We start from the raw sequence: 12,072 nt of genomic DNA, 5'->3' as shown, positions 1-12,072 counted from the left end.
CTCGCCGCAACACTAATGTGACGTGAAGGGAAAATTTCAGGGTTGTTTGTGAATTTTATTCAATTCTGCCTGTGCTAGATTTTATTTTCCCGCAAAGTGCGGCAGATGGGTCTCTTCGGGCAGCGGGCGCCCGGCACAACACCCGCAGGTGTTCAGGGAGCAGGCAATGAAGAAAAAAGAGACGCAGTCCAAAAGCACCCCAGGCGTGAAGAAGGATACGGCAGTTGTCAGCAATGTCCTGAGCCGCATCCGTATCCGGCAGGCGTCCCTGGGGCCCAGCACGAGTTCCATTGCCGAGTTCGTACTCAACAACCCGCGCCGCGTTGTTGGCATGTCGGTGACCGAACTTGCCGCTGAGACGGGGGCAAGTGATGGCAGTGTTGTCAATTTCTGCCGCCAGCTTGGTCTGACCGGATTTCAGCAACTGAAGCTCAGCCTGGCGCAGGACACCGTTCAGCCCGTGCAGTTCATACAGGAGGATCTCCAGCGAGGAGACGATACGGGAACCATATGCCGTAAAATGTTCCATGCCGGCATTCAGGCGCTGCGCGATACGCTGTCGGTTGTGGACGCTGACGCGATTGATCAGGCTGTGCAGGCAATTCGGGCGGCCGACCGGATCGAGATCTATGGAATCGGATCCTCCGCGCCCATAGCGGAAGACGCACAATACCGTATGCTGCGGATCGGCATCGATGCGCGCGTCGTGGTGGACAGCCATATCCAGGCCATCAGCGCTTCACGTACGGGCCCGAATGTCGCGGTGCTGACCATCTCGCATTCAGGCGCAACGCATGAAACTCTTTCCGCTACCCGCCTGGCGCATGAGGCCGGCGCCAAAACCATTGTCATCACGAACTTCGCCAATTCCCCAATCCAGGCTTATGCCGATATCAAACTCTACACGATGTCGAAGGAAACCCGCTTCCGTACGGAAGCCATGACCAGCCGGATCGCCCAGCTTTGCGTCATCGATACGCTGATTGCGGCCCTCGCCATGGCGGATTACGACCATGCTACCGAAACGCTTCGAGAAACTTTCGACGTCCTTTCGATCAAGCGCTTCTGAGGGAGTCAGATCAGCCTCGCGAAGAATTCCTGCGGGGTCGGCGCAACCAGAAGGCAGGGCATCCCTATCTGGACTGCCCCTTTAATGTCGGTATCCGGGTTATCCCCCAGCATCACGGTGCGGTGAGGGGAAGTGCCGATGATCCGGCACGCTTCACGGAAAAAGCCCTCGCTCGGTTTGCCAATAATCTCGGTCTCGGCCTGAGACAGATCGACCGCCGCTTCAAGGGCGGCGTGAAAAGCGCCGGTCTCAAGCCGGATACGTGCATTGGCCCCGCGGTGCGAGCCGTCCGGATTGGCGACGACGAGTTTTGCGCCGCCGACCAGGCAGTTTGCCGCGCGTTCCAGCGCAGCATAGGTCACCCGTGTATCCCGCATCAGAATAACAACCTGAGCTTCTTCCCGCACAACTTCAATGCCGGAGCGTTGGGCTAGGGCTTTCATGGCGGGACTTCCGATGATCATGGCCCGATTGAGCCCCAGATCCCGCGCCCGCTTTATGGCAAACATGCCGGCCAGCAGTATGCGTTCCGGAGGCAGTTCAATGCCGGATTTGTCCAGAATGGCGCGCATTTCGTCCGGGGTGTGGGTGGAATTGTTCGACACAATTGCCAGCCGATTCTGATGGGCGCGCAGAAATACTGCGGCTTCAGGAACGAGAACATTGTCAATTGCGCAGCACCCATCCCAATCCAGAAGAAATCCGTCAGCGGACTTTATGAGTGATTTGGGGTCCCGGCTGCGCAGCTCTTCAAGGGGAATAACATTCTTCATAGCGGCGGCTTAGACGAAATGAAAATAATTCAAAAGATAGAAAATTTGAGATGAGCAAATTTTATATTTGAATTACACAAACTTCACCGACGCGTCACATTCACCGGCTACCCGAGCCCTGCGCAGAACTGATTGCGCGCAAAGCTATTGCGGTTGCCCGGCCAGACCGGCGCAATCTGAACCTCGGAGGGGTGACGGTGAGATACGATCTGAGAAAGAGACTGTTGTTGAGTGTTGGGGCCGCGTTGGTCTCGGCCAGCTTCGCGGCGCCTGTGATGGCGCAGTCCGAAGCTGCGGAAGAAGATGAGGCCCGCCTCAGCACGGTGCTGGTCGAGGGCCGCCGCGTGGACCAGGCAACGCCGATGGCGATTGACCTCGTACAGTTCGGCAACCAGGTTCAGCTGATCGATGCCCAGAAGATTGAAACGGGCGGCTTCACGAACTTTGGGGAAGCGGCTGCGGGTCTGATCCGCGGCGCAAACATTGGCTATTCGCCTGATGAAGGCGAGTTCACCATCCGCATCGACGGCGGTACGGACCGTGATACGCTGCTTCTGGTAGATGGCGTTCCGTATTTCGACCGGTCCAGCCCGTCAGAAGATCTGTGGCCAGCTACCGCTATCGATCCGCGTATGATCGACAGCGTTGAGGTCTATCGCGGCGGTCAGTCGTTGTATTTCGGCTCAAACGGCGGTCTCGGTGTTGTCAGTGTAAAGACTAAAGAGCCTGACGGCACCAAAAAAGGCCAGATCGGCGTCTATGCTGGGTCATTCAAGACCCGCGAAATCTACGGCAATGTGTCGATGCCGGTAGACTCCGAAGGCAAGCACAGTTTCCTGGTGTATGGTCGGTCGTATCATTCTGATGCGCACGAGCTTTTCGATGTTTCCGCCTATGGTGATAACGTCCTCGCCCTCGGTGGCTTCCAGCCCTACCCGTATGATTTCAACAGCATCGGCGCGAAGTATCTTTGGCAGATTGATGCGACCTCTGAACTGCGCCTGGGCGCAAGTTTCTCCACCATCGACTTCCATGACTCCTTCCCGAACTCGACAATTTACACGCCCAACTTCACCGAGTTCCCGATCTATACGGCGAACTACAAGAAGTCGTTTTCGGACAATCTCCGGATTGAGGTCGACTCTCACTGGCAGAAGCCGCAGCTGAAAAACCATGAGTTGCTGGCTCGCGTCTGCCGCACGCCTCGCCTGCAGGATCTGCCGGCAGACGTGCGCGCGATTGCGTCGTCCCAAGGGATCACAGGCTTCGCAACGGCAGCACAATACGAAGCCTTTGCCGCCACAGTCCCGAACCTCCCGGCTGGCTGCGTGACAAATCCCTACGGAACGACAAGCGGCGCAGCCACGAGCGCGCAAAATGGCTGGATGGTGAACCAGGATCCGAGCAGCCCCTATTTCGGCCAACCCTATGGCACCATTCAGAACCCGTTCCCGATTGGCGCGCCTATCGGATACGTGATCGAGACGACCACCTCCTTCGGTGACAACACACCGGTCAAGGGCTGGGGATCGACGGATAACCGCCGCTCCGGTTACATTGACTATGGGATCAATGCCCGCGGCACATACCGCCTGAACGATCTCGTCGAAGTTGTTGGCGGTGTTCAGTATACCGCCTATGAAGATGCGTCCGACGCCTCTTTCGGGGTCAAGGACGTGAAGGTCACGTCGACGGGTGTCTATGGTGACCTGCGTCTCAGCCTGCCGGTTCTGGAAGGCCTCAATGGCTCCTTCGCCGTCCGTCAGGATTTCAATGATGGATTTGATGATGAGATGATCTACAAGATCGGTCTTCGTCAAAACCTTCCGGCTGGCCTCTATGCCCGCGCTAGCGGTGGTACATCCTACTCGGCGCCCAAGATCGACGAAATCGGCGCCTATGGTGCCAACCAGAACGTCAATCCTGGCCTTCAGCCGCAATCGGTTGAGGCGTTGAATGCCGGTATCGGTATGGATGGCTCGTTCCGTGGCGGCACTTTCAATATCGAGATGGGATACTTCAAGACCGACATCAAAAACCAGTTCGGTACGCGATCGGTTGAGTCGGTTTGCACGCAATATGAGGGCAATCCCTTCGGCCTCGACATCATCAACCGGAACCGGGCTAGCATCGTGCCCCCTGACGCCTTCTGCGCCACGGCGGCGGGCCTTGGCCTCGACGGATCGGAAATCGTAGCTGTCAACACCCTGGATATCCAGGAAATCGAAGGCTTCACAGTCGATCTCGCCTTCGACTACGGCCCGTTCTCCGGCGACGTGTCCTACACCATGATGGACTCCCTTGAGACCAACCCGGTATTTGGTCTCCCGGCCCGTCTGGATGGGACCACGGCAAACCTGGGCTTCGTAACCCCTGGTGCGGCAGGGTCTCAGGAGAAACGCCAGTCCGGCGAACGCCCGGAATGGACCCTATCTGCCCTATTGACGTACAAGCCCACCGATCAGTGGGTCTTCGCGCTTAACCCGCGCCTTCAGGGGCCGGAATGGGCCTATGCGCCGACAACCGCAGCCCGCCTCGTCGACGCCAATGGCAACCGTGTGGTCGATGACGTCAACTTCGGCAACTATTTCGTTCTCAACGGGTCCATCCAGTACTTCTTCGGCAAGGACCACGAGCACCGCATTCTCATCCGCGGCGTGAACCTCCTCGATGAGGGTTACTATGAGCGCTATTCGGGCGGCGCGAGCCTGACGCTCGACCGCGCTGTGGTCCGCGGTGAGGTCGGTGTCAATGACAGCGCTTACTACCGCCAGTATGGCTGGAACGGCAAACCGCGTTCTGCCTGGATCCAGTACGAGTACCGCTTCTGATCTGCGTGATGGCGGCGATCATGTCGCGCCGCCATCCGCTGCTACCGGCCAGTGGCTTTCCCCGGGCTGCTGGCCGGTCCTCTGCTCGCCCGCCTTCCATTCAGGAGAAATCACGCATGTTTTCCCGCAGGTCGTTTATTGCGCTTACTGGTGCTGCTGCCGCCGCCATGGCGTCCCAACGCAGCTTCGCTGACAATTCAGCTGCCTACTTCACGCTTGGTATTGCCTCGGGCACCCCGCGCCCGGAGAGTGCCATCCTCTGGACACGGCTTGCGCCCGATCCGTTGAGAGGCGGCGGCATGCCTCCCGGTCGTGTCGAAGTCCGCGTGCGCGTCGCCCGCGACCCTGCCATGCGCGATGTCATCCGTGATGAGATGGTGGCCACATCTGATGCGAAGGCACATTCGGTCCACTATAAATGCGAAGGCCTCGAACCTGGCCGGGAATACTGGTACCAGTTCAGCTACAATGATGAAGATACCGTCATAGGCCGGACACGGACGACAAGCCCCAATAACGACAAGGCCCGCATCGCGCTGGCCTACTGTCAGCACTATGAGGCCGGCTATTACGCTGCCTATCGCGATCTGGCCGAATGGATGCCTGATCTCGTCATTCACACAGGCGACTATATCTATGAGGGCGGCGTCGGCACGCTTGGCTCCTATATGCGGGACGTTGGTGCCGGCGAACGGCGCCTGTTCGAAACCGTGCGCCTCCATAATGGCCCGGAAATCGTCACGCTCTGGGATTACCGCAACCGCTACGCCCTCTACAAAACTGATCCCCATCTGCAGGCCGCGCATGCGATTGCGCCCTGGATCGTCGCTATGGACGACCACGAGATCGACAACAACTGGGCTGGCGCGATCCCTCAGGATCCCGAAAAGCAGACCGATCTGGAGTTCCGCGTTCGCAAGCTCGCCGCATTCCAGGCCTATTATGAGCATATGCCGATCGAGACGCCGCCCTGGGTCAAGGGCACCGAGTCCGGCCTCTTGATGCATGGCGCTTTCCGCCTCGGTCCGGCGCAGGTTCATCTGCTGGACACGCGCCAGTTCCGCACCGACCAGCCCTGCGGCGATGGCCGCAAAGCCTATTGTGAAGAAGCCAACGATCCCGCCCAGACCATGATGGGCAAGGCGCAGGAAGAATGGCTGCACACGGAACTGAAGCGTTCCGGCGCCGCGTTCAACCTGATTGCCACGCAGGTGTGGTTCACGCCCTATCGCTACAACGCGCCGCCCGAAGCGCCTGTCACCAATCTTGACAGCTGGGATGGCTATCCGCTCGCCCGTCAGCGCCTGGCGGATATGCTGGCCGCCGGTGTGAAGAACCCGATCTTCCTCACGGGCGACTGGCACACCGCCATGGCGTCAACGCTCTATCAGACGCCTTTTGACACCCGCTCGAAGCGCATCGGCCACGAGCTTGTAGGCAGCTCCATCTCCTCAGGCTGCCCCTGGGCACGTGATATGGAAGTGACGCGCGAGGCGAACCCTCATGTGTCGCATCTGAATGGCAAGCAGCGCGGGTATCTGCGTGTCACGGTCAGCAAAAAGGATTGCGCCGGTGATTTCCGGGTCGTCGAAGATGCTGGCCGCCCAGATTCCCGTGTGTATACGGACGTCGAGATCCGCACCCGCGATATCTGATCTATTCTCAAAAAAGAGGGGGGAGGGCTGGCCGGAACATCTCGGGCCAGCCCTTTCTTTGCGTGTGTCATCGGTTGACTGCGAAGGCAAACAGCAGCGCCAGCAGGACGGTCCAGACAAGGAGGAGGGCGGCGATCAGGGTGGCGAGGATAGGGCGCATGTTTCACACCAGGTCGAAGATTTCAGAGTCGATGCGCCAGAGCGGTACACCCATTGCCAGCAGCGCTGCGCGGGCGGCGTCCGTCATGGGCGGCGGGCCACACAACATATGAGACCAGGCGCGCGTTTCTTCCGTCAGGTGGCGCTCGAGAATTTCTTGGTCCAGGAACCCGCTTTCTCCGTCCCAGTCCTCCGGCGGTTTTTCCAGCACATGGACCACCTTCAAATCCATATCGCGGGCCAGAGCCTCCAATTCTTCCCGTAGGGTCACCTCGCTCCATTCCTTGTTGGCGTAAAACAGGATTACTTGGCGCGTGTCACCGCGTGCCCTCATGGACCTCAGATTGGCAATCATGGGCGTAATGCCGATGCCCCCGGCGACCATCACAAAGCCGCTGGTCGCCGCCTCCATGTCTATGGAAAATGCTCCGTATGGACCATCAATCCATGCCGGCGTTCCCGGCTCTGCCTTGATGACCTCGCCGGTAAAATCCCCCAGCGGCTTTATGGAAAGAGACACGGCTGGGCCGTCTTCAGGTGCATTGGAAATCGTGAAAGGGTGTTCGCGCAGGCCGAAGGGGGAATTGCCAATGGTCAGCCATGCAAACTGCCCCGGCATCCAGCCTTTGAGCGCCTTGCCGCGCGGCTCCAGAACCAGCGTGTGAACGCCTCCGCGTTCGGGAATGTTCTTGACGACCTGCCAGGGGTTCCGCGTCTGACGCCAGGGCCGGATCACGCGCACCCAGACAAGCAACAGAAGCCAGCCCGCACTTGCGCCAAAGATCATTGCGCGCTTGTCCGCCGCCGCTGTGAAATGCCCAACGCCGAGCACATGCGCGATGGCGGCAGCAAAGGCAATGATCGCCAGCGCCACGTGCATTGTGCGCCACCAGCCATATTCTACGTTCAGCCGCTTGCGGAACTCCGAGGTAATCACCAGCAGCGCAAACGCGACCAGCGCAACGCGGCCGATGGTAAGCTCCCAGCGGGCCGTGAGCGGATTAAGATCTCCCAGCGCCGGCTCGAACCAGATGTACAGAATGCCGAAATGAGCCAGCATCAGGGCCAGTGCGCCCATCGCCATATAGCGATGAAAAAGGTAGACGATATCGATGCCGAAAGGCTGCACCATGCCCCGAAATCGGGCCGTCAGAATAAATTGCAGGCCCACCACAGCCAGAGCGCCAAAGCCAAGGCCCTTCGAGAAATCCCATAACAGGCTAGTGCCCGGTGCAGGTTGGCCGGATATCAGTATAAGGAATGGAACAGCCAGAACGCAAAAGGCTGCAATAACCCAGAAGGCGGCGCGCTTTTTCATGGAAGCGTGAAGGGGGCTGGCATCATTAGTGCCAAACGCGCCATAGATGGGATGGTTCCATAGGTAGCAGGCGGTCTCACCCTACGGGCTGGTCCTGCGGTTCTTACCCGACAACTATAGTCCGTCCAGGGACTAAGAACCGAAGATTTCGTAGCCTGCGGGCGCAGTTTGTCTCGCTCAATCGTAATCTTGTGGGGCTCCATTCCGCAGCAATTTTGTGCAAGAATAAGCGAAAACCAGCCGTTTTGCGCCACTTGCGCAGTTCTTGCGGTGGCGATATGCGATCAATCCACGTCGAATCGAGTTTATCTGAAAGAGTTTAAAGCAGACGAAAACCCCGTGTTAAGGCTGCTGCTGTATCAACCGACCTACTTACTGAAGGAAACAGAAATGGCCGTTAAACCGACCACCGCCAAGAAAACCCCGGCTGCCAAAGTCGCGGTGAAAAAAGCTCCCGCCAAGAAAGAAGCCGCAGCCAAGAAGCCTGCTGCGAAGGCCGCGCCCAAAGCTGCTCCCAAGGCAGCCCCGGCGAAAAAAGCCGTTGCGAAGAAGGCCGCTACGCCTGAAGTGCTGACCCTGAAGCACATTGCTGCAGAGCTTTCTGAGGCCCATGAGATGCCGAAAAAGCAGGCTGAACTCGTCGTCAGCGACTTCATCGACCGCATGGGCGGCTACCTGAAGAAGGGCAAGAAGCTGCGCATCTCGGGCCTCGGCATTCTGCAGGTTCGCGCGCGTCCCGCCCGGAAAGGCCGCAACCCGGCAACCGGCGAAACCATCAAGATCAAGGCGTCCAAGAAAGTTGCTTTCCGCCCGTCGAAAGATCTCAAGGACCGCGTTCTCTAAGCAGCGGTTCATTCTGAACGGAAACACCCGGCCCGCGCCAGCAGGCCGGGTGTTTTCTTTTGGGGGCGTGGCAAAAGCAGTGAGCGGAGTAATAGGCAGTGGGCCCCTCGGCGCCCACTGCAAGAGTTGTGGCCGGTCCGAAAGTCTGTCCAGGTTACCGGTTGTCCCTGCGCGTCAGGGCCGCTAGGTTGGCGCGCAGATCGCGAAAGGGTGGTTCGTGTCGGAATCTGGGTCGGAATCGGGGAATTTGCAGCCGGGGGAAGGGGAGGTTCAGCGTCTGATCGACGCCCTCTATCCGGAGCTGAAGCGAACGGCGGCGGTGCTCGGCCGCCGGGCAGGCTCGCCCGAAACGCTCCGCTCCACGGTCCTTGTGAATGAGGTGTTCCTGAAGCTGCGCCGTTCGGGGGGATATGCGGATGAAAAGCATTTTCTGCGAACGGCAGCGCTGGCGATGCGCCAAATTCTGGTAAACCACGCCAAGGCGCGTCTGGCGGCAAAGCGGGGCGGCGGCAGGCTGGACCCGCTGGACGAGAATATGCCGGTCTATTGGGAGAGCGACGAGCGGCTGGTGGAATTGAGTGGCGCGCTCGATCAGTTGGCGGAGGTTTCGCCTCGCCTGGCGGAACTCGTGCACTACCGTTTCTTTGCCGGCTATTCGGAAGCCGAGACCGCCGCCTTGATGGGTGTTACCGACCGTACGGTGCGGCGCGACTGGGTGAAGGCGAAGGCCTTGCTGATGATGTTCATTGAGGGGCAGGAGCCCCCGCAGGAATCTGAAACGCCTGGTTAAGCCCTCAAAGCCCGTATTTCTTACGTACGTCCTCTGCCGCCTGTTGCAGGCGTGCTCCGGATGGGCCAAGGGCGGGAAGATCGGTCTCTGCGTGTGCGAGCGCCTCCCGTGCCTGGTCCGGCTTTCCGGCATCCGCCAGTGCCCTGCTGTGGGCGATGTTGGCCATGACACGCGCCGCAGGATTTTCGCCCGCCAGTCTCACGGCTTGTTCCGCCAGCGCTTCGCCGCTGGCGCCATTGGCGACCTCAGCTTCAGATAAGCCCGACAGCGCTGCCACATGCAGCAATGATCCCGGGCCGGAGTATCGCGCGGCCATATCGACCGCTTCGGCAAGCAGGGGCCGGGCTTCGGCGGGGCGCTCCAGCTGCAGCAGAACCTTGCCGTAATTGTTCAGCAGCGCCGCGGTGGCCGCAGAGGGTCCAAACAGATTGCGCCGCAGGCGAAGCGCCTCGGCAAACAGCGGCGCAGCCACCTCCGCGCGGCCTTGAAGCATTTCGACAGCGGCAAGATTATTGGCGGTGTTCAAGGCATCTGGCGTTTCGGAGAGGCCGGTTGTCCGCCAAATTTCCCATGCCGCTTCCATTGCCTGCCGCGCTCCGTTCAGATCGCCCATCGTCTGCAGGGTCACGCCCAGATTGTTCTGGAAGACGCCTGCCTGCCGGTTCGCCGAGCCATGCAGCGCGATATGGTCGGCCAGCGCCGTCTCCAGCAACCGGGCAGCGGCTGCGGGATCGGCAGCGCGCAAAATCTGTGCCTCCACCAGGCGGCTATCAATCAACCGTATACGCCATTTCGACGGATCAGCGCTCCAGAATGCCTGCGCTTGTCTCAGAAGGTCTGCGGCTTCCTCCATCCCGCCTGTGCGTACCAAGGATTGGGCAAGGTCAAACCGCGCCAGCGCCAACGTATCAGGCGGCGCGCCGGCTTCTTCTCCCGTCAGGATCAGCGTCCGGAGAACGGAGATCGCCTCTTCATAGTCGCCCATGAAGAAATAGAGCTCTCCCAAAGCATGGAGAAGGGGCGCGGCTTCGGCGGGATTATTCACATATTGCTGGCGAATGCGGCTGGTAGCGCGCTGGAGCACTTCGCGGCCCGTTGCGTCTGTTCCGCCCGCTTCAGCGCTCTCGCCCAGCAGCAGGTAAAGAGATTGGCGCACCGCGTCACCGCGCGTTTCTTCGGCCAGCGCCGCATCGCGCGCGGCGACGGCTTCGTTGCGCTGCCACAATGTGGTGACGAGGCCTGCTGTGAGGCTCAACATGATGGCTGCCGCCGCTGCCACCGGCCAGCGCCATTGCCACAGTTGCCGTCTCAGCCGGTAGCCATTCTCTCCGGCGCGCGCTTCCACGCCGTCCCCGCTGAGCACCCGCCGCAGGTCTTCGGCCAGCGCTTCCAGGGTCGCGTAGCGATCTCCCGGCGGCTTGCGCAGCGCCTTCTGCAGCACGGCGTTGAGATCAGCAACCTGCCGGGTTCGGGCTGTTGCCAGCACCGGCGAGGCTGCCGCATTCAGCGGCGCGGGCACGGTATCCAGGATGCGTCCCACGCCCAGCGCCACGGGAACGCCCTCAAGGCTGATCGGCGGCTTGCCCATCATCAACTCATACAGCAGCGCAGCGGCCCCATAGACATCGCACGGCGGGCCAACAGGCTCACCCGTCAGAAGCTCGGGCGCGGCATAAGGCGCTGACAGCGGCAGCAATCCCTCTGTGCGCGCACTGAGATCCATCTGCTTGGCAATACCAAAGTCGATCACCCGGGCGCGGCCGCTCGCGTCAATCAGCACATTCGCTGGCTTGAGATCGCGGTGCAGCACCAGGGCCTTGTGAGCGAAGGCAACCGCCTCGATCGCCTCAAGCGCCTTGTGGATGCGTGTGGAGAAATCGGCCGCATGGTCCCGGCACCAGGTATCAATCGGTCCGCCTTCAATCCGCTCAATCACCATCCAGGGCTGGCCCCCGGCATCCACCCCGCCATCATACACGCGCGCGAGGCCGGGATGGTCCAGCCGCGCCAGAATCTGCCGCTCCGCCTCAAACCGCCACCGGCCCTCGTCCGAGCCTTCTGGCAGGCGCTTCAGCGCGCCATGCTGCTCAAACCCGCTATCCTGCCGGGATACTGCGTAAACCGCGCCCATCCCGCCCCGGCCTATCAGCCCATCGATGCGCCAGGCGCCCACACGTTGTCCAAGATTGTCCGGAATTGTCCGGCTTTGTCCGTCAAAGGGCAGGCGGTTTTCCAGAAAGTCTGCGCTTTTTTGCATTCGCTGCAGCATTTCGCGCGCCGACCGGCGCAAGTCTTCGTCGCCACGGGTTTGCGCATCGATGAAGTCCAGCCGGGCCTCTTCGGGCAGCTCCAGCGCCTCGTCCAGAAGCGCCGAGAGGCGTTTCCACTGTGCTGCGTCCATGGATGGCGGCTCCCCGTCTTCCCCCGCCAAATTGACCGGAACCCAGCGCTGCGCGCAAGGCCAGACCTCCCAGAAGGTTTACCGCGAAACTTTTTTCGCTCCGCATGTCCGCTTTTTCGCTCGAACGCTGTTTTCAACAACAGATGCCTTCCTGCAGGCGTCCGGAGAGCCGATCATGCCTGGCAGGCTGTGGGCTTCTTCTTCTTCGGTTCTGTTCTTGTGCTGGCTGGAAT

At 60.2% G+C, this 12,072-nt stretch carries 8 protein-coding genes; 5 read left to right on the top strand and 3 right to left on the bottom strand.

Going from position 1 to position 12,072, the window contains the following annotated elements; translation table 11 throughout:
• Nucleotides 1–166: 166 nt before the first annotated feature.
• Complete coding sequence (locus BBF93_RS10610; RefSeq protein ID WP_051612239.1) at nt 167–1,069, top strand: MurR/RpiR family transcriptional regulator; 903 nt, start codon at nt 167–169, stop codon at nt 1,067–1,069.
• Between the two features lie 5 nt (nt 1,070–1,074).
• Here BBF93_RS10610 and BBF93_RS10605 read toward each other — a convergent pair whose 3' ends face one another.
• Entirely contained in the window at nt 1,075–1,842 is a 768-nt protein-coding gene (locus tag BBF93_RS10605) for an HAD-IIA family hydrolase (protein WP_114105871.1), read from the bottom strand.
• A 227-nt stretch (nt 1,843–2,069) separates the two neighbouring features.
• Between BBF93_RS10605 and BBF93_RS10600 the strand changes: the two genes are divergently transcribed.
• Together BBF93_RS10600 and BBF93_RS10595 are read left to right on the top strand one after the other, a co-directional pair.
• Entirely contained in the window at nt 2,070–4,673 is a 2,604-nt protein-coding gene (locus tag BBF93_RS10600) for a TonB-dependent siderophore receptor (protein WP_233349085.1), read from the top strand.
• Between the two features lie 116 nt (nt 4,674–4,789).
• Nucleotides 4,790–6,328, top strand: a complete 1,539-nt coding sequence (locus tag BBF93_RS10595; protein ID WP_114105869.1) for an alkaline phosphatase — start codon at nt 4,790–4,792, stop codon at nt 6,326–6,328.
• A 163-nt stretch (nt 6,329–6,491) separates the two neighbouring features.
• On the opposite strand, the gene BBF93_RS10590 is transcribed toward BBF93_RS10595, so the two are convergent.
• Nucleotides 6,492–7,805 (bottom strand): ferric reductase-like transmembrane domain-containing protein, encoded by a 1,314-nt coding sequence (locus BBF93_RS10590; RefSeq protein ID WP_114105868.1) that lies wholly within the window; start codon nt 7,803–7,805, stop codon nt 6,492–6,494.
• A 189-nt stretch (nt 7,806–7,994) separates the two neighbouring features.
• Here BBF93_RS10590 and BBF93_RS19520 point away from each other — a divergent pair, with 189 nt between their 5' ends.
• Both BBF93_RS19520 and BBF93_RS10575 read left to right on the top strand, forming a co-directional pair.
• Nucleotides 7,995–8,648 carry an HU family DNA-binding protein gene (locus BBF93_RS19520; protein ID WP_233349084.1) on the top strand — a complete coding sequence of 218 codons (654 nt, stop codon included), beginning with the start codon at nt 7,995–7,997 and terminating at the stop codon, nt 8,646–8,648.
• A gap of 247 nt (nt 8,649–8,895) precedes the next feature.
• Complete coding sequence (locus BBF93_RS10575; RefSeq protein ID WP_114107055.1) at nt 8,896–9,438, top strand: ECF-type sigma factor; 543 nt, start codon at nt 8,896–8,898, stop codon at nt 9,436–9,438.
• 4 nt (nt 9,439–9,442) lie between these two features.
• Here the strand turns inward: BBF93_RS10575 and BBF93_RS10570 are convergent, their stop codons facing one another.
• The gene (locus BBF93_RS10570) at nt 9,443–11,839 is read right to left on the bottom strand and encodes a serine/threonine-protein kinase (protein WP_114105866.1); all 2,397 of its coding nucleotides are present in this window, start codon (nt 11,837–11,839) and stop codon (nt 9,443–9,445) included.
• Nucleotides 11,840–12,072: the final 233 nt, after the last annotated feature.

The sequence above is a fragment of the Hyphomonas sp. CACIAM 19H1 genome (genome assembly GCF_003325995.1).
Taxonomy (GTDB): domain Bacteria; phylum Pseudomonadota; class Alphaproteobacteria; order Caulobacterales; family Hyphomonadaceae; genus Hyphomonas; species Hyphomonas polymorpha.
Note: the sequence above shows the minus strand (reverse complement) of the source record. Positions and strands in the feature narration are given on the sequence as shown.